Origin of the sequence: Erwinia sp. Eh17-17, assembly GCF_039675725.1 — a bacterium.
Lineage (GTDB): Bacteria > Pseudomonadota > Gammaproteobacteria > Enterobacterales > Enterobacteriaceae > Erwinia.
Genome location: NZ_JBDFQT010000004.1, coordinates 289,372 through 312,634 on the forward strand (window position 1 = coordinate 289,372; position 23,263 = coordinate 312,634).

The following is a 23,263-nucleotide window of genomic DNA, read 5'->3' on the forward strand; positions in this document are numbered from 1 at the left end:
GCCGCCTACTGTTTGAGTTTCGGGTCAAGAGCGTCGCGTAAGCCGTCGCCCATCAGGTTAAATGCCAGTACCGTCAGCAGAATGGCAACACCGGGGAAGGTGACCACCCACCAGGCACTTTGCGCGAACTGCAACACGTCGGAGAGCATGGTGCCCCACTCCGGCGTTGGCGGCTGCGCACCCATACCCAGAAAACCCAGCGCGGCCATATCGAGGATCGCGTTGGAAAAGCCAAGAGACGCCTGCACGATCAGCGGTGCCAGGCAGTTCGGTAAGATATTGATGAACATCTGACGCACCGCACCCGCTCCGGCCACGCGCGAGGCGGTGACGTAGTCGCGGGTGACTTCCACCAGCACTGCGGCACGGGTCAGACGGATATAGTGCGGCAGTGCGACAAAGGTCAGCGCTATCGAGGCGTTAACAATCGACGGGCCAAAGATGGCCACCAGCACCAGCGCCAGCAGCAGGCTTGGCAGCGCCAGCATGATATCGACCAGACGCATAATCGCCGCGTCCACTGCGCCGCCGACGTAACCGGCGATCAGACCGAAAATCACCCCGAAGATCAGCGACAGTACCACCACCAGACAGCCAACCAGCAGCGACAGGCGGGCACCGTACATCAGGCGCGACAGCACATCGCGGCCCACGTCATCGGTGCCGAACACATACTGCCAGCTACCGCCTTCCTGCCAGGCCGGTGGCTTGAGCAGCGCATCGCGGAACTGTTCGGCAGGGGCATGCGGGGCCAGAACGCTGGCAAATACCGCGATGAAAATCATAACAATGACGTAAACCAGGCCGATCACCGCCCCTTTGTTACGCTTAAAGTAGTGCCAGAATTCCTGTAACGGGGTCATCGGCTTGGGTGCAGCGTTGACGCTGCCTGGATCCACAACAGACATGTTGGCCCCTTATTTCTTGTGACGAATGCGCGGGTTAACCACGCCATAAAGCACGTCGACCAGCAGGTTGACGACGATAATCAACGTAGCCACCATCAGCACCCCACCCTGTACTACCGGGTAGTCGCGGCGCTGCAGTGCATCGATTAACCAGCGCCCCAGACCTGGCCAGGAGAAGATGGTTTCCGTCAGAATGGCACCCGCGAGCAGCGTTCCGACCTGAAGACCAATCACCGTGACCACCGGCAGCATGGCGTTGCGCAGCGCGTGTACCACGATCACCCGCATCGGCGTCAGCCCTTTGGCGCGCGCGGTACGAATGTAGTCTTCGCCCAGCACTTCCAGCATCGCGGAACGCGTCATACGCACGATCACCGCCAGCGGAATAGTTCCCAGCACGATGGCAGGCAGGATCATATGCATGACGGCATCTTTGAAGTCGCCCGGCTCACCCCAGAACAGGGTGTCGATCAGCATAAAGCCGGTCAGCGGCATGCTGTCATCCAGGAACACGGTGTCACCGATACGCCCGGATACCGGGGTCAGGTTAAGCTGCACCGAGACCAGCATGATCATCATCATGCCCCACCAGAAGATCGGCATGGAGTAACCGGTCAGGGAGATGCCTACGGCGGTGTGGTCGAAGATGGAACCGCGTTTAACCGCAGCCAGAACGCCCACCGGGATACCGACGGCGACGGCAAAGAGCATGGCGCAGATGCCCAGCTCCAGCGTGGCCTTAAAGCGCGGCACAAATTCGTCCCACACCGGCACGCGGCTTTTCAGCGACATACCAAGGTCGCCGTGCATCACACCTTTAATATAGTTGAGGTACTGCTGCCAGAGAGGCTGATCCAGACCGAGCTGGGCCATTAACTGGGCATGACGTTCAGGGGAGATACCGCGCTCGCCCACCATAATCATCACCGGGTCACCGGGGATCATATGAACAAACGCGAAAGTTAACAGGGTGATACCGATAAACGTCGGGATGACAAGTCCCAGACGTCGGAGTATGAACTGCAGCATAATCCGTATTCTCTTTTATTTCCTGCAGCCGTAACCGACAGGATTATTATTGCTCACATCTTGCGAAAGAGGGGCCAGGCATGCCTGACCCCCTACGCAAATTACGTGGGTTAACGATATTCAACCCGCCGTATTATTCTTTGATATCGACCTGAGCGAAGTAGTGACCACCCAGCGGATCAACAACATAGCCGGACACTTTCTTACTCACCGGCTCGTAAACCGTGGAGTGCGCCACAATCAGCGCAGGCGCCTGATCGTGCATCACCACCTGAGCCTGCTTGTAGAGTTCGATACGCTTGTTGTGATCGTCGGTCGCACGCGCAGGCTGGATCAGGTCTTCAAACGACTTGTCGCACCAGCGTGAATAGTTAGAACCGTCTTTCGCCGCCGCGCAGCTGAACAGGGTTGCGAAGAAGTTATCCGGGTCCCCATTATCGCCGGTCCAGCCCATCATCACGGTCTGGTGTTCACCGGCTTTAGCGCGCTTCAGATACTCGCCCCACTCGTAGGTGACGATTTTGGCTTTCACGCCAATCTTCGCCCAGTCGTTCTGGATCATCTCAGCCATACGACGTGCGTTCGGGTTGTACGGACGCTGTACCGGCATCGCCCACAGGTCGATGGCGAAACCCTCTGCCATGCCGGCTTCTTTCAGCAGCGCTTTGGCTTTTACCGGATCGTACGGGTAGTCCTGTACCGCGTCGTTATAGCCCCACATGGTTGGCGGGATCAGGTTTTTCGCTTCCTGCCCTGCGCCCTGGTAGACCGCTTCGATAATCGCTTTCTTATTCACCGCCATGGTCAGTGCCTGACGCACTTTCAGGTTATCCAGCGGCTTTTTCTCAACGTTAAACGACAGATAGCCGACGTTCAGACCTGGCTGCTCCAGCAGGTTGATATTTTTATCTTCCTTCATGCGCGCGATATCAGCCGGGTTCGGGTACGGCATGACCTGGCACTCGCCTTTCTGCATTTTGGCATAGCGCACGGAGGCATCCGGGGTGATGGAGAATACCAGGCGGTCAATCTTCGGCTTGGTTCCCCAGTAGTCGGCGTTAGCTTTGTACAGGATGCGGGAATCTTTCTGGTACTGCAGCAGCTGGAACGGACCCGTACCGACCGGATTCAGGTCGACTTTTTCCGGGGTGCCCGCTTTCAGCATGTTGTCGGCGTATTCCGCAGACAGAATCGACGCGAAGTCCATTCCCAGATCGGCGAGGAACGGCGACTCCGGGCGGCTGAGTTCGAAGCGAACGGTGTTTTCATCGACTTTGACGATTTTGGTGATCAGCTTCGGCATGTCCATGCCTTCGAAGTACTCGTAGCTGCCGCCGGATACGCCGTGATATTTGTTGTTTTTATCCAGCTGGCGTTCGAAGGTGAACACCACGTCATCGGCATTAAAGTCACGCGTCGGTTTAAAGTCTTTGGTGGTCTGCCACTTCACGCCTTTACGCAGATGGAAGGTATAGGTTTTACCGTCTGCACTCACATCCCATTTTTCTGCCAGCGCAGGGTGTAACTCAGTGGTACCGATGGTGAACTCCACCAGACGGTTGTAGATCTGACGCGAGCTGGCGTCATAGGTGGTGCCGGAGGTAAACAGCTGTGGGTTAAAACCTTCAGGCGAACCTTCAGAACAGTAAACCAGGGTCTTCGCCTGAACACCTGTAGCCATCAACAGCGCGATAGCGCTGAGACCGACTTTCAGCATCCCGGATTTAGCCAGGGAAATACTCATGCTTATGCTCCAATAGTGATGTGATGTAGTGAGTGCTTGTACGCCGACCGATAATTTTTGTGAGTGGTCTGTGCGTGGTGCCTTGCGGCGTCAGTCAAACGGACGGGAGTGGAAGGATCTGACGATGAAGAAACTATCAGACAAATCCCCTTACCTTTTGTACTGAGGGTCCAATTTGTCAATAGTTTCAGTTAACGTCAATACAAGCGCGGGGTATTTACTCTTTCTGTGAGAAACAGCAAGCAAATATAAAAAAAACAATTTTGTCACATTTGCAGCGTAAAACATCAGCTGTAACTGATATGGCCAGATTTAAAACTGGATGATAAACCTTTGACCAGTGCATCACGTTGAAAAAAAACGCGTAAAATAATCCACAAAAGGTCGATTAACACCCGATAAAGTTGTCTATATGGCTAACTTATAGATAAAAATGCTGCAACGCAGCCATAAGCAATCAGCAACAAGTCGGAATCGGTCATAAGCAGAATGCGCCACGAATTAAGTCCTTAATCCCGGCAGGATAAGGCGTTTAAACACATTCACGGCGTTTTCTTTGTCGGCAAGGGGCGAAGAAGAGGGGTAAACAGCAGCATATTATTCGGTAAAAAAACCGCAGAGGACGACCCTGTTTTCAGGCGTCCCCTGCGGGTAGTTCAGGGCTGACAGGAAAAGAAGGTCAGCCCCTACGGCGGCGTTGAGTTACGGTTTAGCACACCAGTTGTTCGCCTGCTTAATTCCACCGTCCGGGGAGGTATAACCCAGGCAACCCATGATGGTGTCAAACAGTTCAACGTGACGATGCGTTCTGCCTGCCTTCTGCTCGGCCTGTAACTGCTCAAAAGCGCTTTTGTTAGTCGGGTCAGCCAGATACTTATCGGACGCCCAGACGATCATCGGCACACGGAACTGCTCCGGCGGAGCCATATTGCGTGGCGTTCCGTGCAGGTGCATGTTTTCGCTGATCGACTCGCCGTGGTCGGCGGCGTAGAAGACAATCGCTTTCTTGTCACGCAGCTGGTCAAACACGCTGTCCAGCATGGTATCAACGTACAGGATGGAGTTGTCATAGGCGTTAATCAGCATCGCCTTACTGCAGGTATCATCCACGCCCATACACTCTGGCTGGTAGCGCGCAAACTCACGCGGATAGCGCTGAGAGTAGAGGTAATGGGAGCCTTTCGTGTGCAGGATCACCAGATGCTTACCCTTAGGATGGTCATCAATCGAGGCTTTCAGCTCCGGGATCAGCAGCATATCGTCCACTGATTTCCCCTGGTTACGCTTCTCTGAGCCAATCTGCTCGCGGAAGGCGTAGCTGTCTGCATCGGTGTTGTTATAGAACCACACCTCACTCTGCATGGCGAAAAGATCGGAGCTGAAGCCCAGCTCTTTCAGTACCGCAAAGACGTTTTGCTCTTTCAGCGTGCGGCCTGGGTTATCCATCGTGCCACCCTCGCGCACAAACATGCAGCGCAGAGAGAGTTTGGTCGAGGTGTCGCAGGACTCGCCGCGGAACGCCACCAGGTTTTTCTCTTTCGACAGCTTCGGCGTGTTATCGCGCTCGTAGCCCAGCAGGCCCATATGATCCCAGCGGGTGGTTTCACCAATCACGAACACCACGTAGGTATCGTCCAGCCCTTCAGGCGCCTTGTAGGTGAACTTTTTCGCCGGATCGAGCAGGTTACCGCTGTCCATACGCTCGTCGTAAGTGGTGTAAGCAAACAGCCCCACCGCACTCAGCCAGTTGGACGGCAGATAAGAGTGCGCCACCACGCCGCCATAGCTCGGCAGGTCAACGTTAGTCACCTTCTCGTTGGCGCTTTGCAGCTTGTCGAAATAGCGGATCGGTCCCCACGTCAGCAGCAGCGCCAGCAGCATCAACAGCAGCGGTTTAATACGCTGGCCGGGCGTTTTTAGCTGCTCCAGCAGCGTCATGCGCAGGCTGCTCCACCAGATTAAGACCAGCGGGATCAGGCTGACCAGCACCATCCAGAGGATAAAGTGATAGCCCACCACCTCTTTCGACAGGTCGGTATCGGTGGTCATCACCGAGGCGACAATGCCGTAGCCAATCACCACGTTAAAGAAGGCCATGTAATAGCTGGCAGAGACCGAAATCACCACCAGCAGGCTGGCCGTTATGCGCCAGAACACTTTCCCACCCAGCGACAGCAGGCGGAACAGGAAGAAAGTGAGCATCACCGCCGCCACACCCTCTGCCAGCGCAGACAGCCACTGCATTACTTCAAATTTATCGAGGAAAGGACTAAACCGACGATAAAACACCGGGAGATTCAAAATCAGCCCGACGTAAACAGCCAGCAACAGCGATAACTTTTGCTGGGATAACACTTTAATAGAATTCATTCGACCTTAATCCTGGCGTAACCTAAACGATTGCTAACACGATCTGAACGCTAATCAGACCCTGGCACTGCGCCAGAGTTCGGCAATAAAGCCGATAAACCTTGAGGCCGTCCATAACCAGAGGATTCTGACAAAAAAAGCGGGGGGATCAAGCCCCATTGCAGGGGGCGTAGTTAAACACACTCAGGAACGTTAGTCTGTGAACAACGCATATTTCGCTATTTAACGATCTGACCGGCAGAGGGTTGGGTTTAAAGAAGAGGAAGCGGGCTGGGGAGGGAGCCAGGGGGGATAACCGGGGCCGCAGCCCCGGTCAGACGGCTTAGTTAATGATGTTTAACGTCACGTCGATATTGCCCTGAGTGGCATTAGAATAAGGGCAGACGATATGGGCAGCATCCACCAGCTTCTGTGCCTCCGCGCTGTCCATTCCCGGCAGGTGGATGTTCAGCGTCGCTTCAATGCCAAAACCGGTTGGCAGCGGGCCGATACCCACTTCCCCTTCCACGAAGGCTTCTTTCGGCATGGCGAATTTGTCACGCCCGGCAACAAACTTCATCGCGCCGAGGAAACAGGCTGAGTAACCGGCAGCAAACAGCTGTTCCGGGTTGGTGACGTTACCGCCCGCGCCGCCCATCTCTTTTGGCAGACCCAGCTGGACATCCAGCACACCGTCGGATGAGGTTGCACGGCCTTCACGGCCGCCGGTGGCTTTGGCTTTTGCACGGTAGACAACTTTTTCTAAAGACATGGTGAGTTTCCTTATGGTTTATTTATGCACTATTTAATAGCGCACTATATATAATAATGCAATTTTACTGCAGATCACCCTCACCGCCTTAGCGGTTCAGGTTATCGCGAAAATGTTCCAGTTCACCCTTCATCGACTGGAGTTTTTCCAGTTCGCAGGCTGAAGCACAGCGCACAGATTCGGGAATATTCAGCGCCTTTTCACGCAGCTCACGGCCGGCGTCGGTCAGTGTCACCACCACCTGACGTTCATCTTTGCGCGAGCGCAAACGGTGCAGCAGGCCTGCTGTTTCCAGACGTTTCAGCAGCGGCGTAAGCGTGGCGGAATCCAGAAAAAGCCGCTCGCCGATGTCCGACACCGTGACGTCGTCGCGCTCCCACAGCACCATCATCACCAGGTACTGTGGATAGGTGATCTCCAGCGGCGCCAGCAGCTGTCGGTAGAGCTTATGCAGCGCCAGGTTGGCGGAATAGAGCGCGAAGCACAGCTGTTGATCGAGCAACAGTGGCGCATCCGCCGCTTTTTTGTCATCTTTACCTGTAGTCATGAAAAACAATATAAATAGTGCGCTACATAATAGCAAGAAATTTTAATGGCAGGGAGTGAACCATGCAGACACTGGAAGAGAAGGCGCAGCGTTACGCCAGCAAAGCCCATGCCGAAGCAGGCCAGCGCCGCAAATATACCGATGAACCCTATATCGTCCATCCGGCAGCGGTGGCCGAACTGGTGCGCAGCGTGAGCGATGATGAAGAGATGCTGGCAGCGGCGTGGCTGCACGATACCGTTGAGGATACGCCCAGCACGCTGGAGGATATCCGTTCACATTTTGGCGCGAGGGTGGCATCGCTGGTTGAAATGCTGACCAATCAGGGAGCCGTCGCCGGGCAGAACCGCACCGCCCGTAAAGTGGCGCATTTTCGCCACACCCAGCAGGCCTGTGCTGAAGCGCAAACCATCAAACTGGCCGATATTATCGATAATACGCGCTCGATCGTTCATTTCGACCCCCATTTTGCCAGGGTGTATCTGATTGAAAAACGCGTGCAAATTCGTCTGCTGACTGACGGCAACCCCACCCTGCACCAGATGGCAGAACAGATTATTGAGCAGGGCATCGAACAGCTGCACCAGCCACCCTGGAATGTCCCGGCAGACTGGTTTGTCAGGCAGGAAGAAAAATACCTTCTGTAACAGTCATTTAAATTAGACAATAATGGCATTCATGGCAATACGTGCTGTAAATCACGTCAACCGCATAAAATGTCCAATTATTACCGGTAACATCCCTATCATGGCCCCCCAATTCTTTAAGGGGGGTTGTATGCCTGTAGACGTCACCATAATAAAAAATAAAACATTCGCATTTTTAGGCGCCGCGCTGTTTCTCAGTATGATGATGGGGCTGGTATTTATCGATGTTGTCTGGTTAAACAATGCGCTGCATGAAACCTCATGCACTGAAATTGCTCAGGAAGTCATGCTGGCGGCGATAGCCCTGATGTACTTCAACCGCGCCAGACATTCTGCGGCGCAGCGCCCGGTGATGGTGCTGGTTGCCGGTTTCTTCAGCTGTATGCTGATCCGCGAGCTGGATTTTCTGTTCGATGAGATTTTCCACGGCAGCTGGTTCTGGTTTGCCCTGGCAACGGCGCTGGCCTGCCTGGCCATTGCGCTGCGCGAACCGCATCGCATACTCCCCGGCCTGGCGGCCATGATGAGTCACTCTTCGTGGAGCCTGATGTCCGCCGGTATGCTGACCACGCTGGTTTTCTCACGGCTGTTTGGTATGCATGAACTCTGGGAACACCTGATGCTGGATGGCTACAACCGAACGGTGAAAAACATAGCAGAAGAAGGGAGCGAACTGTTGGGTTATTCACTGTGCCTGTTCGCGACCTTCAGCTACGTGTGGCAGGGAAAGCGTCAGGTTTCCAGCCAGAAAAACGTGTCGGGTTCAGCTAACAGGCTTGCCGGTACAGCAGCGGCTCAGTAACCAGCGGATTTCGCTGTGGCAGGTATTTTCTTGAGTGGGCGTTTGAACACAGTGTGGCCTGGCGGTTTTTTTCCGGGTTTTAGGCGTTAAAAAAACGTGCTCGATAAAGAGCTCCTGGCAAAGATGGCGTGAACCTGCCGTTTTGATTTTACGTGTCTGGCAGCGAATGGTCTCGCTTTTGCGAAGAATGTAGGAGATCTGGAAGGAGGCACGGCGTTCAGTAATCGCAAACGCGGCGGAGATCTGTTTGCTGCCCACCCAGCTTTTCTGGCGGCAGCACCACAGAGCAATCAGGATGTATAACGGTCTGTCAGCATGTTCACTCAGCTCTTCAGGTATACGCCCGCCGTCATGGTTGCTTTGTGCGACGACTTTGTGAATTCCTGTCTGTTTTTTTTCTGCGTACGCTGTGATTTTTTTCATCATATAGCTCGCTATCCATAGCTGGAAAAATATCCCCCCTCTTACTGCAAAGAGGGGGGATAGTATTAACAGACAATTACCAGGAGTAACTCACCCCAACGTTTGCCTGCCATGGACGTTCGATATCGTCACCTTTGGTGTAGTTAAAGCTGGCGTAACCACCGACGTCTTTCATCAGTTTCACTTCGGCACCGGCGCCGACCTGAACGGCAGCACCATCAATGCTGTTGTTCATTCTGACGTTGTTCAGCTTCATCTCATTGCTGTCAACGAACTCGTTGATGCCAGACAGGTGGAAGTAAGGCTTGATATAACCCTGATTAATTTCGAAGGTGTAACCCACATCAGCACCGATCTCGCCCTGCAGAGATTTGTAGTCGTCAGCTCTGACGACCATGCCGTTGTTCATGGTGTAATGTGCGCCATCAAATGTACGGCCAGTGGCTTTAATGTACGGTTCAGCGAAGTAGCCCTGCTCACTCCAGGTGTAGCCCACTTTCATGTTCAGACCATAGCCGTTGCCGGAGAAGTCAGAACGTGAACGCTGGCCGTCGAGCATATGCGCGTCGCCGCTGTTGCTGAAGTGGTCGAACTGGGCGTTGGTATCAACAAAGATGCCGTTATCGAAGTGGCGTGACAGATAGAACTGCGCGCCATAGCTGTCCAGATCGCCGCTGCTGTTCATCACTTTCATATCAGAACGTGCAGAAGAGAACGCCAGACCCGCTAACCAGCTGCCACCGTTTTTCGCATCAAACAGGTTATCAACACCGAGGATGACGCCGTTGGTATCCAGTTTGTATTTGGCGCCCGCACTGGTGGTATTTTTGCTCTTGCCACCGAAGTAGGAAACCCAGACACCGCCCTCATCACCCGCGTGACGTGACGCGTTCATGTGCTGAGTTAACGCATCGGTTTCCAGCGTGGCCACGTTCACTTCAGAAGCGGCCATGCTCAGCGCCGTTGCGGCGCTGTTAGACAGGTGGCCGTTATTTTTGAAGTACACGTTATGTTCGTCATGAACGGTATCGTTGAACTCGTCAACCGCGTCATACTGCCAGATACCCATTTCAGTACGGCCGTAGAAGTATGCGTCGCTGCCTTTATCCTGATAGTTCACAAAGCTGTGCGGGTTATAGGTGCTTTCACCCCGGTCCGCGATGTAGCCCTGTTTCACGTAAGGTTCAACCCCGGAGTTGGCAATCGCCAGCTGGTATGACCCCTGTGCAGCCCCTTTCACCTGCATCGAACCGTACGTGTATTGTCCCCCCAGGTTCAGCAGGGGTTCAGCCACGGCTTTACCTATATTAATCAGGGACGTCAGATAGTTGCCGTTACTGTCTTTATCCTGCGACAGATTGCCATGCACCACCACACGCGCCGCGCCAAGGTCTTCATAACGACCGCGATCGCCCAGGGTTGAACCGTCGGTATCCACGTTAATCATATTCAGCGTCGAGGCAGACAGATTCAGGTCGTGGACATCACTGACCGCAAGACCGCCATTGGCGGTGGCTGCCGCATTCCAGACTGAACCGTTCTTCACGTTGAGGTCCGGGTTCCAGGAAATCACGTTGGTACCGCCCACAATGAACTCCGGCTGAGCGACTGAAGTGATACCCGCAACACGACCATTCAGCGTGCTCTGATCCATGTTAATGGTGGTCGGTGTCCATGCGCCATCCACATTGGCCAGCAGAGTCTGGTTAGCGCTGCTGACGGCATTTTGGTAAATCGCCGTCGCTGAGGCCGAACCGGTAATAACGTTTTCTGCCAGCGTGACCGGTGCATCGGCCACCGTCACGTCCACCAGCTGCACGTGGTAACTTGTCTGACCGGATGCAGTGATGTCACCATTGATCACGCTGTGGTTAGCGATATTCATGGTGGTGCCGTTATGCTGACGATCGAGCAGGTGCGTGTTGGTCACCGCACCGCTGGCGCTGTAGTCACCGGTTTTCTGGTCACGGACGACGTTCACGGTGATGGTTGGCTGATAGCCGTCGTGATTCAACTGCACATTGCCGTTGAGCGTTGAGTTATTCACGTCCACACGGTTGGCATGACCCGTCATGCTCAGAGCATTACCGGCATTGTTCACGCCGCCGGTCAGGGTGGACTGGTTGCCGATAGCGACAAACAGGCCGGATCCGGTGATGGCAACCGCAGTAGAATGTTTGTCCGCCAGACGGTCGTAATCGCTGCCGTGAACATAGCCATTCTTGTTATCGTCCACGCGTACGGCGGCGATATTCTTCGCGGTGATCTGCGCATTATCCAGCACCACATTGGCGGTGTTCGCGACCTGATGGGTCAGCTCGCTGTTATTAACAACATGGCCGTCTTTATCAAACTGGTAAGCCACACTGCTGCTGTTAATGCTCAGACCGGTAGCGAAAGGACGCTCGCTGTGGGCATGCTCGTCACCGGAAACATTGCCGGACGCGCCGACGCGAACGGAGTCCTGATCCAGCGTGTTATCGATGGTGGTATCTTTCACCACCAGAACATCGCGGGCACGATGGTCTGCGGTGTTTTCCTGCAGATTGCCGTTAACCGCAACCGCAGCGGTCACGTCGTTTTGCAGGCTGACGACTTTGGAGTAGAGTTCCGCATTTTGCAGACCAAACTCGCCGCCTGCGGTGGTGACCGGTCTGATATAGACGTCAGAGTTACGGTCCAGCACCAGCGTTTTTGTCACGGTCAGTGGGATTGGATTATTTTCTTTATCCAGTGCCAGGCTGCCGTCAGCATTTTTCTTATACTGGATAGCACCCGCTGCATCACGCTGATACAGCGTGACCGACTGGGTTTTCTGATAGCGCTGATCGGCGGTGCCCATTTTCAGGCCATCAACCACGCCAACCGGCGCAGAATAACCGTCTTTAACGCTTGCGTGGGCCAGGCGCTGGCCGTGAACGGCGCGCTGGTAATCTTCATCGATCGGATAGTGAACGTCACCGCCCAGGCTGGGTGCGTTCATATCCATATAGGCTTTATAGCCGCTGCTGTTGATCAGCGCTTCAAATCCGGGGGTGTTGGGATTGATGCCCACCCAGCGGGAACCGGTAACCGTTTCATTAACCACGGCCAGATTATCACCACCAATAAATACCGACCCGCCGCCGGTATATTCTCCCTGGCCATTGTGACTCAGTGCCGTGGTGTCATTTACTGCCGGCGTGACGCCCGCTGCGAATACCGCTCCGCTAAAACCGACGATAACTGAGACCGCCAAAGCACTCAGTCTGAAATTGTTTTTTTTCATCACTGCAATTCCTTTTCATAAAAACGATTGAACAGTCGCCTCACTGGCAGCTGCTTTTACTTATCCTTTCTTTTAAAAAAGGTTCTCCGCACCAGAAAAAAATATTCTGGTGACAGAAAATGACACAACATAAATTTCATGCGAACAGTTACACCGAGTCTTAATAGCCTCTTTAAAATAGATAGAGTGCGAGCGAGTTTGTTGATTGCAGCTAATTTGTGTAAAGTAAGAATAAATGATCATATCGATCGAATTTATTTATCGTTATGGGTGGGACCTCCACTAAGAAAGACACTCAAGATCAAACACCAACATACTGTTTTTTAACATATTTAATTATTTACCCAGCAGATTTAAGAAAGATGAATATTCTATAATATTTTTTAAAGCGATAAAAAATATCGCTTTAATTTAATCAAAAGCTAACCTGACCACAGGTCGTTAAATTGAAATTAATTAAATGAAAGATACACCGCACTTATGACTAAAGATTTTTAAATTAGCTTAATGTCAGATGCATTAAAGGTTCAAATAATGAAACCAACAGAGAGGCAACATAAAGCCCTGAAAAAAGAGAGGAGGTAAAAATGAAAATTCTGAAGAGGAGAGCGGCGAAAGGGTATTAGCAGAAAAAAAGTGGATTTTTATCCCTATATTCATGACGGGAATCAATATCTCCTGTCAGGACCGGCCATATTAGAAGTGTCACGCGGGATTAATAAAAAGTTCATACAGGGTCGCTAGCTTAGGCCCACTCCTTATTGCAAAGACACAAAGCTGGCATGAGCTATCTCTCTCTTCACCATATTCACAAAGCCTGGGGCAGTAAAACCGCGCTTAACAACATTAGTTTTGAGGTTGCTGAGGGTGATTTTATCGCGCTGCTTGGTCCTTCCGGCTGCGGAAAATCGACCATGCTGCGCACCATCGCCGGGCTGGAATCGGCTGACAGCGGAGCGATCTGCTTTCAGCAGACCGACGTCACGGCGCTGCCACCGTCGCAGCGTAAGCTGTCGATGGTATTCCAGTCTTACGCGCTGTTTCCGCACCTTAACGTGCGCGAAAATCTGCTGTTCGGCCTGCGCGCCCGCGGTGAAGATAAGCGCCATTTCCCTGCCCGCCTGGCCGACGTCAGCCGCCTGATGGAGCTGGAACCGCTGCTCGACCGCCTGCCGTCGCAGCTCTCCGGCGGTCAGCAGCAGCGTGTGGCGCTGGGCCGTGCGGTGATTGCCAACAATAAGCTGTGCCTGATGGATGAGCCGCTCTCAAATCTGGACGCCAAGCTGCGCCAGAGCATGCGCCGCGAGATCCGCGCGATTCAGAAAAAGCTCGGCCTGACGATGCTCTACGTCACGCACGATCAGACCGAAGCGATGAGCATGGCCGACAAAATCATTTTGCTGAATGACGGCGCGATTGAGCAGCACGACACGCCGGATAACCTTTATAACAATCCCGCCAGCATTTTTGCCGCGCAGTTCATTGGCGCGCCGCCGATGAATATCATCCCGCTGCGCGGCGAAGGCCGCCATCACTACCTGGGCGAGATGCCCGTCCCGGTGGTGGAGCACAGCGCTGACACCGGGTTGAGCCTGGGACTGCGCGCGGAAGATATTCAGCTGACGTCCGCCGAACACGCAGCGCTCACTGGCCGGGTGATAAGCTACGAATACATGGGTGCCGACACCCTGCTGGTGTGCCAGATTGCCGCCTGCAGGGAGCCGATTACCGTTAAGGTCGCCGGAATGAGGCGCTTCAGCGAACACAGCCTGGTCGGGCTGCAATGGTCCGCCACCAGCCAGTATTTCTTCGTCACCACCAGCGGAAAACGCTGCTACGGGGCGGAACAGAACGTTTTACCGTCAGAACAAAAATATGCCGTTTAACCCCACTTTTATCGCCTAAGGGAAATCCATGTCTCCAGTTCTCCGTTTCTCACGCCTGACGTCTGCCCTGCTGCTGTGCGCTGCTTCTTCAGCGTTCGCCGCCGATCCTGTGAAACTTCAGATGTATTATCCGATTGCCGTGGGCGGCAAGATCAGCCACACCGTGGATACCCTGGTCGCAGACTTTGAAAAACTGCACCCGGACGTCAGCATTCAGCCGGTGTATACCGGCGATTACGCCACCACGGTGACCAAAGCTCTGACCGCATTCCGCGGCGGTAATGCGCCGCAGATGGCGGTGATTGGCGATATTGAGGCCTATTCCCTGATCGACGCCGGGGCGATAACGGCCGCCAGCGATCTGGCGAACGATGCGGAAGGTAAAAAGTGGATCGACGGTTTTTACCCGGCATTCCTGCGCCATATTGAAGGCAAGGTGTGGGGCATTCCTTTCCAGCGTTCTACGGTGGTGATGTACTGGAACAAGCAGGCGTTTGAAAAAGCAGGACTGGACGGCAACACGCCGCCAGCCAGCTGGCAGCAGGTGGTGGAGTTCGGCAAAAAACTGGTCGTGAAGGACGATAAAGGCGTCAGCCAGTGGGGCATTGAGATCCCGTCCACGCCGAACGGTTACTGGAACTTCCAGGGGCTGGCCGCCACCAACGGTGGCCGTCTGGACAACGGTAAAGGCACCGCCGTGACCTTTAACACGAAGGCCAACGTGGAAACCTTACAGTGGCTGACCGATCTCGGCCAGAAGCAGGGCGTATCACCGAAGGGCGCTATCGCCTGGAGCACCACGCCGCAGGACTTTATCAGCGGCAAAACCGCCATGATGGTGACCACCACCGGCAACCTGACCACCGTGCGTGAAAATGCAAAATTCCCGTTCGGCGTGGCCATGCTGCCGGAGAAAACCCAGCGCGGCAGCCCGACCGGCGGCGGTAACCTTTACGTCTTCAAAAATGCCACTCCGGAGCAGCAGAAAGCCGCGATGACCTTTATCCGCTGGGTGTCGGCGCCTGAACAGGCGGCCCGCTGGAGCATCGCCACCGGCTATGTGGCCACCTCTCCTGCCGCCTGGGACACCGCCGTGATGCAGGACTACGTGAAGCAGGTGCCGCAGGCTCTGGTGGCGCGTGAGCAGCTGAAATACTCCCAGCCGGAGCTGTCCACCTATAACAGCGTGCAGATCCAGGAAACGCTGAACCACGCGATCGAAGCCGCCGTCACTCAGGAGAAAACTCCAGAGCAGGCGCTGGAATCGGCGCAGAAGCAGGCTGACCGTCTGCTGAAACCTTACCAGTAACGGACCAGACATGAGCGCTCTTCACATCACCACGCCTGCCGCGCGTCAGCGCGGTCTTTCGGCACAGATTTATGGCTATCTGCTGCTGTTACCGGCGCTGGGTTTTTTACTGACGTTTACCCATTATCCGGCCGTGGCCACGATGTGGGAGAGCCTGTTCTCTGCGGCGCGCAACGGACATCCGGCCCATTTTGTCGGGCTGGATAACTATGCCGCGCTGCTGGATGACGATATTTTCATGCTGTCGCTGCGCAATAACCTGCTGTACGCGGCGGTCACCATTCCGCTGGCGGTGGGTCTGGCGCTGCTGATGGCGCTGGCGGTCAACCGCCGCCTGCGCGGCAGTGCGCTGACCCGCGCCGCCTTTTTCATTCCCTCGCTGCTGCCGATGATCGCGATTGCCAACCTGTGGCTTTTTTTCTACACCCCGCAGCTCGGTCTGCTGAATCAGCTGCTGGCGCTGTTTTCGCTACCGCCCGTCAACTGGCTGGGCGACCCCGACAGCGCGCTCTGGAGCCTGATGGCGGTTTCCGTCTGGCGCGAGGCCGGGTTCTTTATGATCTTCTATCTGGCCGCCCTGCAGCAGATTGACCCGCGTCTGAGCGAAGCGGCAGAGATTGAAGGCGCCTCACGCGGCTATTTCTTCCGCCGCGTGCAGTGGCCGCTGCTGATGCCGACCACGCTGTTTATTCTGATCAACGCCTCGATGAATGCCTTCCGCATCGTTGACCAGGTGATCGCCATGACGAACGGCGGCCCCAATAACAGCAGCAGCCTGCTGCTGTTTTACATCTACCGGACGGCTTTCAGCTTCTGGGATTTACCGGCTGCCTCGGCGATGACCGTGGTGCTGCTGGTGATCCTCGGTGCCATTGCCTTAGTGAAATTCAACCTGCTGGATAAGCGAGCGCACTACCAATGAGCCTGACTATGACGCTGCCCGCACGGCCGTTTTCACCGGGACGCCTGTGCCTGAATCTGGCGATCTGGCTGGCGGCGCTGCTGTGGTTTTTACCGATTCTGGTGGCGATATGGGTTGCCATTCATCCGGCGTCCGATCAGGGCACCTTTGTGCTGTTTTCACCGCTGACCCTGCAGAACTTTATGGATGCCTGGCACGCCGCGCCGTTTGCCCGCTACTTCCTCAACACCACGCTGCTGGTGCTAATGATTGTCGTCTGCCAGCTGGTGCTGGCAACGATGGCGGCCTATGCGCTGGTCAGGTTCCGCCTGAAATTTTCCGGGCTGCTGTTTGCGCTGATCCTGCTGCAGCTGATGATCAGCCCTGACGTGCTGATCCTGAACAACTATAAAACCGTGGGCGCACTCGGCCTGCGCGACACGCTGTGGGGGATCGCGCTGCCCTATTTCGCCTCGGCCTTTGCTATTTTCCTGCTGCGTCAGACTTTTAAGAGCATCCCACTGGTGCTGGAAGAGGCGGCGATCGTCGAAGGGGCCAGCCGCTGGACCATTCTGCGCCGGATTTATGTGCCGCTGGCAAAACCGGTTTATATCGCCTTTGCGCTGGTGTCGATCAGCTTCCACTGGAATGACTTCCTCTGGCCGCTGGTGATCACCGATTCCGTCAACGTGCGCCCGATTACCGTCGGGCTACAGCTGTTCTCCGCCCCGGAGCAGGGCGTACAGTGGGCGCTGGTCGGCGCCGCCACCCTGATGACCTCATTACCGCTGCTGCTGCTGTTCCTGGTGTTTCAGCGCCAGTTTGTTCAGTCTTTTATGCGTGCCGGTATTCGCTAACGGAGTTCATGATGTCCTTTGAAGCCACGCCTCACCCGCTTTCCGACCTGCAACGCCAGGCGCTGGGCGCCGCCGCCATGATGTATCAGCCACCGCTGCTGCGCTCCACCCATCCGGCCGACAGCACGCTGCGCTTTGGGCTGATTGCCGACCCGCAGTACGCCGACGTTGAGGCGGATGTTCCTAAAAATCTTTACTACCGCCATGCGCTGCACAAGCTGCCAAAGGCGATTGCCACCTTAAACCGCAAGCCGCTCGATTTTGTTGTGACGCTGGGCGACATGGTGGACCGCCACTGGTCGAGCTATCAGGCACTGCTGCCGCTGTATGAAACGCTGCACCATCCACATGCGATGGTCATCGGCAACCATGACGCACAGGTGATTTCCGACCGCCTGGCATCGGCACACACGCCGCCCGCCGGTTTACCAAAAAGCTATTATCAGTTTCGCCTCGCAGGCTATCGCTTTATCGTTTTCGACGGTAACGACATCAGCCTGTACTGCAATCAGGGTAACGGCGATGACCGTCAGCAGGCGAAGGCGATGCTGGCCGATCTGATCGCACGCCAGCAGCCGCAGGGCCAGCTGTGGAACGGTGCAGTCGGCAGCGCTCAGTTCGCCTGGATTGAAGAGCAGCTGAAACAGGCCCGGCTGCTGGGAGAAACGGTGGTGGTGTTCGGCCACTATCCGCTGGCCCCGCATACCGGGCATATCCTGTGGAACGGCGGCGAGCTGGCTGAACTGCTGTGCCGCTATCAGGTACGCGCCTGCTTTACCGGGCACGACCACCGCGGCGGCTACGTGCGGCGCGAGAATACCGACTTTATCATCATGAAAGGGATGCTCGACGGCGCGGAAGACGTGCCGTTTGCGGTGGTGGAGCTGCTGGATGGGGTGCTGACGGTGCGGGGATATGGCAGCGAAATCAGCCGCATACTGACGGCAGACGCCCAGGAGCCTGACGCTTTCTCATAACGTCCGGCGGGAGTCGGTCTTATCCGACCGGTCTGCTGCGCCGGGCGCTGATGACGCATGACAAAACCGCCCGCAGGGTCGTCCGGCGGGCGGTTTACGTCGCGGGTTAAGCCGCCTTAAAAATTATACTGAATGCCGACGCGCAGCCGCGTCTGACGGTCATCCGCCGTTTTCCTGACGGAGACATCGCCCACCTGCACATACGGCGTCCACTGCTTGTTGATGTTGTACGCCACCTTGAGATCCTGCTCGTAATCCCACTTGTCGTTGTCATACAGCACCTGATCGCTGTGTTTATAAATATAGTTATATTCAAAGCGCCAGTCGGCCATGCGATAACCCAGCCAGAATTCCCCGCGATTGGTTTTCTTATCGTCGGTATTTTCTTTGGTCGAGCGCGTATATTCATAGCGGTAGCGCACGTTGAAATAGACGCCGTTATCAAACTGATAGCCGGTGGTTAAAAACGGCTTATAGATACTGCTGTCCGAACTGGATTCCAGCGTGAACCCCGGCTGCAGGAACCAGGCTGGGGTCACTTTATACTGATAGCTGACGGTGCTCTCGGTGCCGTTATCCACCAGATTCGTAAAGGCTTTATTCTGGCTGTCACCGCCCGACTTCCATTTCGCCTCCAGCGAGAAGCCAAAGCCGTTAGCAAAACGGTGTGACACCATCGCCCGGTCTTTATGTTGTTTACTGTCGTCCAGCCACTCATGGCGGAGGTCAATCGTCACGGCCTGGCTGCTGGCGCTGGCCAGCAGCAGACCGCAGATCAGCAGTCTGTTATTTTTCATTGAGTCATCCCAAGAGAGTATTGATATTATTTTTGTGTCGTCGCTTTAATTAATTCACTCGTTGCCACGCGGTAAAAAATATTGCTGTCACCAACCCTGCCGCTCACCACGTCGTCATAGCTTCCCGCCACCGTGCGCAGCGAAATATTGCCGCTGAAGGTGCCCTGTTTATCGGGAGGGGTGTAAGGCGATGGCCGGAACAGGTAGTTGAAGCGCCGGTTGTCCAGCGCGCGGTTGCCCTCAACCACCAGCGCACCGGGGTTGAAGTTATCGCTGAAGCCGTCCATGCCGTTAGCCAGCGCCACGCTGCTGCGTACCACGTGTGCCACCGGCAGCCCCTCGCCGCCCAGCTTGAAGCCGTTGCTGCCGTTGTTGACGGCAAGGCTGTTTTCGATGGTGACGCTGCCGTTCGGGCCGTCTTCGATTTTGTTAAACAGGTCAAAACCGTCGTCGATGTTGTCGTGCGAATAGCAGTTCACCAGGCGGTTGCCCTCACCCACGCGCATTTTCACCGCAAAACCGTCGGCATTTTTCCGCCCCGGATCCTGATTGCCCCAGGATTCCGAGTTGCTGATCAGGTTATGGCTGGCCCACAGCGCGCGGCCGATACCGTCCGGTGACGCCACCCAGATGCCGGTATCGTCGGCGTGATGGGCGCGAACGCGGTCGATATGGTTGTAACTTCCGGCAATATGGAAGCTTTTCTGCGTGACGGTGATCCCCTGAATCTGCCAGTAGCTGGCGTCGAGCTTCAGCCCGTTAAATACCGCATGGCTGCCCTGCGGGCGCAGGATCTTCGGCTGTTTTTCACTGCCGCTGGCCGTGGCCGGGATCGTGCTGGCCGGGTAGTCGCCATCCGCCAGCCACAGGGTGCCGCCCGGCGCTAACAGATTGACCGCGCTGGCGAAATCCAGCGGATGTGCGCGTGAGCCATCGTTGCCCGTCGCACCCTGCGGCGACACGTACAGCGCCAGCGGATCGCTGACCTGCGCCAGGCGAACCGGGAAGGTCTGCGTCAGGGGCTGGCCGCTGTCCGGCGTAAAGGTCACGCTCAGCTCGCTGCCGGCCGGGGTCGCCTGCACCGGCAGCGTGATGACCTCCCCGCCGCGCACCGGCTGGCTGAGCAGCACGTTGCCCCCCTGTTTCACCGCGAGCTGACCGTTGCCGTTAGTGCGCAGCCGGAAGTCAGCATCAGGACGGGTCAGAACCGGGGACGACATCACTTCAATACGCGCGGGCAGCGCCGGGGCGACATACGGCGCGCCGGGCTGCGTCTGCGCCGCGCTGAGCGTCAGCGTGGCGCGATGCACCGTGATGCTGGCGTTGCGTGCGGCGAAGAAGCCGACGTAGTAACCGCTGTTATCAAGCTGCGTGACGCGGTCAGCGCCCGCCACCGTTTTGCTGCTCCACGCGCTGCTGCCCTGGGGAGCATACGCGGCCTCAAACCCGCTGTTCGTGCGGCTCAGACGCAGTGAAAAGTGCTGCGCGCCGGTCAGCGTATGATACGGCTCGCGCACCATGCCGATGCCGGTATTGCCCCACGGCTGCTGCACGCCCTGCCGGGCAAACAGCGCCACCTGCGGCGGTTTATCGCCCACAGCTACCACGGTGTTCATCACCATATTTGAGGCGGCCGGTAACTCTTCAATGCCCGGTTTCACCACCGGAGAACGCGCAGGCCCGAGAATGTCGCGCACCAGCAGCCCCGCTCCCTCCTGTCCGGCGGGTTTTGCGCCGTTTTCGGGGCCGAACTGGTTCAGCGTGATCTCCGCTTCCAGCCGGAAGTTGGCCGCAGCCGGCAGGCGGGTGTAGTAATACGTCAGCCCGTCGTGGCTGTTGCCGATCTTGCCGCCGCGGCTTTCCAGCGTGAAGGGCACGGTCAGCGCGCTGCCCGCCTCCGGCACCACGCTGCCGCTGGCCAGCCGGGTGTCATTGCGGCCGATTTTTTCCGCCAGCACGTTGGTGGCAAAATTCACGTCGGTTGACTGACCGAAGGTGATGCTGTGCCAGACCAGCTGGCTGCTGTCCGGCAGCGTGGCCATCACGGGCGCACTCAGCCCGAAAGACAGCGTGACGATACACAGTTGACGTTCCCACATCATGGTTCTCATCCTTAGTGCGCAGGGGGCCACTGGCCGGTTTCCCGGCCAGTGGGTGAGTGAGTGAATGCGTTGGGTAAAACGAAGGATTACGGGTGCTGCGTGCGGCTCACCAGCGGTTTAGATTCAGGCTCCGGGGCCAGCTCAACGGCAGGCGTATCGAAGATTTTGCGGCACACTTTACTGTTGCCCCAGCACTCTTCATACGGGTAGCCGATCAGCTCTTCCATCACCGCGCGCACCTCCGGCTGGATGTGGCCGATCAGACCGCCGGATTTGATCCTGGCGACCTCGCCCAGTACCACCAGGTGGGTTTTACGGTTCAGTTTCATCTGGTGGCTGAAGACCATCGCCATCAGCGCCAGCGCAATCACGCCGACGCAGAACACCAGGGCAATCGCCGTGACGGCGCTTTCCGGCTGCGTCTGGGATTTAGACTGGAAGCCGTAGAAGCTGAGGATCGCCCCCATGGCGAAGACAATCACCGAGCGCATCAGCTTGCCGGAGAAGGTCATCGCCCCGGCGTAGATGCCTTCACGGCGACGGCCGGTAAAGGCTTCATCAATGTCCGCCAGGAAGGTGTAAACCGTCCACGGAATGTAGTACACGCCGCCCGTACCGATGCCGAACACCACGGTGATAGCCAGCATCGCCGCCGTCGCGTACTGCTGCGGCAGGTGCAGGAAGTGCAGCAGGCTGTAACACACCACGGAGAACACCACGATGCCCAGCGCCAGAATGTAAGGCTTGCTGAAACCGTGCTTCACGCAGATGCCGATGAAGATGGCGGTAGAGAACAGCTGTAACAGGGAGTTCAGGCTGCTCAGCCCCGCCACCATCGCCGGGTCATACTGCAGCACAAAGATAATGAAGTAGGTGAAGACCGAGGCAAACAGCCACTCTGCGCCGAACCCGCACAGGTACATGCCCAGGTGCTTGCGGAACACGCGCAGATGGAAGGTCGATTTCATATCGCGCACCAGCGTCACCATGGTTTTCGCCAGCGTCATTTTCTTCTCATCGACCGGCGTGGTCTCTTCCACCGGCCGCTCCCAGGAGGAGATATACAGCATGATCATCGCCACGCATAAGATCACCCCGTAGGTCAGCGCCGTAAAGAAGAACGGTTCTGCGGACTCTTTGCCGTAAATCAGGATAAACTGGCCGGGAATAAACGCCGCGAGGAAGTTTGCCACTTTGCCGAAAATCGCCTTGTAACCGGTCAGCTTAGAGCGCGCCGAGAAGTCGGTGGTCATTTCGGTGGCGAGGGTTTCGTACGGCACCATGACCGAGGTGTAGATCAGCTCGAACAGCACGTAGGTAGAGAGGTAGTACCAGAAACCGAAGCCCTCCACCCACAGCAGCGGATAGACCATCATCAGCGGAATGCCGAGCAGGATAAAGAAGCGGCGGCGGCCAAAGCGTTTGCCAAGGCGCGTTTTGCCGAAGTTATCTGAGAGATAGCCCATCAGCGGGTTGCTGATGGCATCGATGATGCTGGCGACGGAGAAGATCGCCGAAGCCTGCAACAGCGTCAGCCCGCAAAAGGTAGTATAGAAGTAGAGTAACCAGATACCGGCAATCGCCAGCGCCCCGCTACCGAGTAAATTACCACCGCCGTATGCCAGCTGATGTCTGAAGAGAATTGGTTTTTCTGCGTTCATGTGAGCCCCGCCCAGAGAGATTTTGTAAAAATGAACCGTTGTTTTATTTTTATAGATACGGTGTTTTATATAGATCTCGCGGCTGAATAGATGTGAATTAACTCACAGTTAAAACAGCAGGCGGTGATTTCTCAGACAGATTTGCGATACGTGTAGCATTCTTATTCGTAAAACCTCCCTTTACCCTATGCCTGCGGGGCATCCGCTGCAATGAGCCTGGCCGCTGCGGTGTTATTTTTTACCACAATACAGACACTTAAAAGCAACATCAGCGCCCAGACCTG

18 protein-coding genes are annotated in these 23,263 nt (G+C 55.9%); 7 read left to right on the forward strand and 11 right to left on the reverse strand.

The genetic code is table 11. From position 1 onward, the window contains the following. Positions 1-5 precede the first annotated feature (5 nt). The 6 genes from dppC to ABEH87_RS13775 all read right to left on the reverse strand — a co-directional run bounded on the left by dppC (position 6) and on the right by ABEH87_RS13775 (position 7,349). Positions 6-908: a dipeptide ABC transporter permease DppC gene (dppC, locus tag ABEH87_RS13750; RefSeq protein WP_346576939.1), complete on the reverse strand. Its 903-nt coding sequence runs from the start codon at positions 906-908 to the stop codon at positions 6-8. Positions 909-917: 9 nt separating this feature from the next. Beyond that, positions 918-1,937 carry a dipeptide ABC transporter permease DppB gene (gene dppB, locus ABEH87_RS13755; protein WP_346576940.1) on the reverse strand — a complete coding sequence of 340 codons (1,020 nt, stop codon included), beginning with the start codon at positions 1,935-1,937 and terminating at the stop codon, positions 918-920. A gap of 133 nt (positions 1,938-2,070) precedes the next feature. After that, a complete protein-coding gene (gene dppA, locus ABEH87_RS13760) occupies positions 2,071-3,681 on the reverse strand; it encodes a dipeptide ABC transporter periplasmic-binding protein DppA (protein ID WP_346576941.1) in 1,611 nt (536 codons plus the stop codon). Between the two features lie 702 nt (positions 3,682-4,383). Then, on the reverse strand, positions 4,384-6,051 hold the full coding sequence (eptB, locus tag ABEH87_RS13765; protein ID WP_346576942.1) for a kdo(2)-lipid A phosphoethanolamine 7''-transferase: 1,668 nt from the start codon (positions 6,049-6,051) through the stop codon (positions 4,384-4,386). A gap of 322 nt (positions 6,052-6,373) precedes the next feature. After that, positions 6,374-6,802, reverse strand: a complete 429-nt coding sequence (locus ABEH87_RS13770; protein WP_346576943.1) for an organic hydroperoxide resistance protein — start codon at positions 6,800-6,802, stop codon at positions 6,374-6,376. Between the two features lie 88 nt (positions 6,803-6,890). Further along, positions 6,891-7,349 (reverse strand): MarR family transcriptional regulator, encoded by a 459-nt coding sequence (locus tag ABEH87_RS13775; RefSeq protein ID WP_346576944.1) that lies wholly within the window; start codon positions 7,347-7,349, stop codon positions 6,891-6,893. Between the two features lie 62 nt (positions 7,350-7,411). On the opposite strand from ABEH87_RS13775, the gene ABEH87_RS13780 reads away from it, so the two are divergent. Both ABEH87_RS13780 and ABEH87_RS13785 read left to right on the forward strand, forming a co-directional pair. Beyond that, positions 7,412-7,996, forward strand: coding sequence for an HD domain-containing protein (locus tag ABEH87_RS13780; RefSeq protein ID WP_346576945.1), 585 nt, complete (start codon positions 7,412-7,414; stop codon positions 7,994-7,996). 130 nt (positions 7,997-8,126) lie between these two features. Beyond that, positions 8,127-8,798 (forward strand): hypothetical protein, encoded by a 672-nt coding sequence (locus tag ABEH87_RS13785; protein WP_346576946.1) that lies wholly within the window; start codon positions 8,127-8,129, stop codon positions 8,796-8,798. On the opposite strand, the gene ABEH87_RS13790 is transcribed toward ABEH87_RS13785, so the two are convergent. Then, positions 8,760-9,224 carry a CaiF/GrlA family transcriptional regulator gene (locus ABEH87_RS13790; protein WP_346576947.1) on the reverse strand — a complete coding sequence of 155 codons (465 nt, stop codon included), beginning with the start codon at positions 9,222-9,224 and terminating at the stop codon, positions 8,760-8,762. The genes ABEH87_RS13785 and ABEH87_RS13790 overlap by 39 nt on opposite strands. 73 nt (positions 9,225-9,297) lie before the next feature. Further along, on the reverse strand, positions 9,298-12,489 hold the full coding sequence (locus tag ABEH87_RS13795) for an autotransporter outer membrane beta-barrel domain-containing protein (protein WP_346576948.1): 3,192 nt from the start codon (positions 12,487-12,489) through the stop codon (positions 9,298-9,300). Between the two features lie 782 nt (positions 12,490-13,271). Between ABEH87_RS13795 and ABEH87_RS13800 the strand changes: the two genes are divergently transcribed. The 5 genes from ABEH87_RS13800 to ABEH87_RS13820 are packed head-to-tail and all read left to right on the forward strand — an operon-like array spanning position 13,272 to position 18,419. Beyond that, entirely contained in the window at positions 13,272-14,375 is a 1,104-nt protein-coding gene (locus tag ABEH87_RS13800; RefSeq protein ID WP_346576949.1) for an ABC transporter ATP-binding protein, read from the forward strand. Positions 14,376-14,403: 28 nt separating this feature from the next. Then, on the forward strand, positions 14,404-15,684 hold the full coding sequence (locus ABEH87_RS13805) for an ABC transporter substrate-binding protein (RefSeq protein WP_346576950.1): 1,281 nt from the start codon (positions 14,404-14,406) through the stop codon (positions 15,682-15,684). A gap of 10 nt (positions 15,685-15,694) precedes the next feature. Next, on the forward strand, positions 15,695-16,606 hold the full coding sequence (locus ABEH87_RS13810; RefSeq protein WP_346576951.1) for a sugar ABC transporter permease: 912 nt from the start codon (positions 15,695-15,697) through the stop codon (positions 16,604-16,606). Then, positions 16,603-17,442, forward strand: a complete 840-nt coding sequence (locus tag ABEH87_RS13815; RefSeq protein ID WP_346576952.1) for a carbohydrate ABC transporter permease — start codon at positions 16,603-16,605, stop codon at positions 17,440-17,442. The genes ABEH87_RS13810 and ABEH87_RS13815 overlap by 4 nt, the downstream gene beginning before the upstream one ends. A gap of 11 nt (positions 17,443-17,453) precedes the next feature. Next, a complete protein-coding gene (locus ABEH87_RS13820; RefSeq protein WP_346577150.1) occupies positions 17,454-18,419 on the forward strand; it encodes a metallophosphoesterase in 966 nt (321 codons plus the stop codon). Between the two features lie 116 nt (positions 18,420-18,535). Here the strand turns inward: ABEH87_RS13820 and ABEH87_RS13825 are convergent, their stop codons facing one another. The 3 genes from ABEH87_RS13825 to ABEH87_RS13835 form a co-directional block, all read right to left on the reverse strand. Then, positions 18,536-19,216 (reverse strand): oligogalacturonate-specific porin KdgM family protein, encoded by a 681-nt coding sequence (locus tag ABEH87_RS13825; RefSeq protein ID WP_346576953.1) that lies wholly within the window; start codon positions 19,214-19,216, stop codon positions 18,536-18,538. A gap of 26 nt (positions 19,217-19,242) precedes the next feature. Beyond that, the gene (locus ABEH87_RS13830) at positions 19,243-21,318 is read right to left on the reverse strand and encodes a right-handed parallel beta-helix repeat-containing protein (RefSeq protein ID WP_346576954.1); all 2,076 of its coding nucleotides are present in this window, start codon (positions 21,316-21,318) and stop codon (positions 19,243-19,245) included. A gap of 86 nt (positions 21,319-21,404) precedes the next feature. Next, on the reverse strand, positions 21,405-22,979 hold the full coding sequence (locus ABEH87_RS13835) for an MFS transporter (protein ID WP_346576955.1): 1,575 nt from the start codon (positions 22,977-22,979) through the stop codon (positions 21,405-21,407). Positions 22,980-23,263: the final 284 nt, after the last annotated feature.

What these genes read in the sequence shown, in the direction of transcription:
- dppC (WP_346576939.1), bottom strand. Translation starts at nt 908, where the DNA reads ATGTCTGTTGTGGATCCAGGCAGCGTCAACGCTGCACCCAAGCCGATG.
- dppB (WP_346576940.1), bottom strand. Translation starts at nt 1,937, where the DNA reads ATGCTGCAGTTCATACTCCGACGTCTGGGACTTGTCATCCCGACGTTT.
- dppA (WP_346576941.1), bottom strand. Translation starts at nt 3,681, where the DNA reads ATGAGTATTTCCCTGGCTAAATCCGGGATGCTGAAAGTCGGTCTCAGC.
- eptB (WP_346576942.1), bottom strand. Translation starts at nt 6,051, where the DNA reads ATGAATTCTATTAAAGTGTTATCCCAGCAAAAGTTATCGCTGTTGCTG.
- ABEH87_RS13770 (WP_346576943.1), bottom strand. Translation starts at nt 6,802, where the DNA reads ATGTCTTTAGAAAAAGTTGTCTACCGTGCAAAAGCCAAAGCCACCGGC.
- ABEH87_RS13775 (WP_346576944.1), bottom strand. Translation starts at nt 7,349, where the DNA reads ATGACTACAGGTAAAGATGACAAAAAAGCGGCGGATGCGCCACTGTTG.
- ABEH87_RS13780 (WP_346576945.1), top strand. Translation starts at nt 7,412, where the DNA reads ATGCAGACACTGGAAGAGAAGGCGCAGCGTTACGCCAGCAAAGCCCAT.
- ABEH87_RS13785 (WP_346576946.1), top strand. Translation starts at nt 8,127, where the DNA reads ATGCCTGTAGACGTCACCATAATAAAAAATAAAACATTCGCATTTTTA.
- ABEH87_RS13790 (WP_346576947.1), bottom strand. Translation starts at nt 9,224, where the DNA reads ATGATGAAAAAAATCACAGCGTACGCAGAAAAAAAACAGACAGGAATT.
- ABEH87_RS13795 (WP_346576948.1), bottom strand. Translation starts at nt 12,489, where the DNA reads ATGAAAAAAAACAATTTCAGACTGAGTGCTTTGGCGGTCTCAGTTATC.
- ABEH87_RS13800 (WP_346576949.1), top strand. Translation starts at nt 13,272, where the DNA reads ATGAGCTATCTCTCTCTTCACCATATTCACAAAGCCTGGGGCAGTAAA.
- ABEH87_RS13805 (WP_346576950.1), top strand. Translation starts at nt 14,404, where the DNA reads ATGTCTCCAGTTCTCCGTTTCTCACGCCTGACGTCTGCCCTGCTGCTG.
- ABEH87_RS13810 (WP_346576951.1), top strand. Translation starts at nt 15,695, where the DNA reads ATGAGCGCTCTTCACATCACCACGCCTGCCGCGCGTCAGCGCGGTCTT.
- ABEH87_RS13815 (WP_346576952.1), top strand. Translation starts at nt 16,603, where the DNA reads ATGAGCCTGACTATGACGCTGCCCGCACGGCCGTTTTCACCGGGACGC.
- ABEH87_RS13820 (WP_346577150.1), top strand. Translation starts at nt 17,454, where the DNA reads ATGTCCTTTGAAGCCACGCCTCACCCGCTTTCCGACCTGCAACGCCAG.
- ABEH87_RS13825 (WP_346576953.1), bottom strand. Translation starts at nt 19,216, where the DNA reads ATGAAAAATAACAGACTGCTGATCTGCGGTCTGCTGCTGGCCAGCGCC.
- ABEH87_RS13830 (WP_346576954.1), bottom strand. Translation starts at nt 21,318, where the DNA reads ATGATGTGGGAACGTCAACTGTGTATCGTCACGCTGTCTTTCGGGCTG.
- ABEH87_RS13835 (WP_346576955.1), bottom strand. Translation starts at nt 22,979, where the DNA reads ATGAACGCAGAAAAACCAATTCTCTTCAGACATCAGCTGGCATACGGC.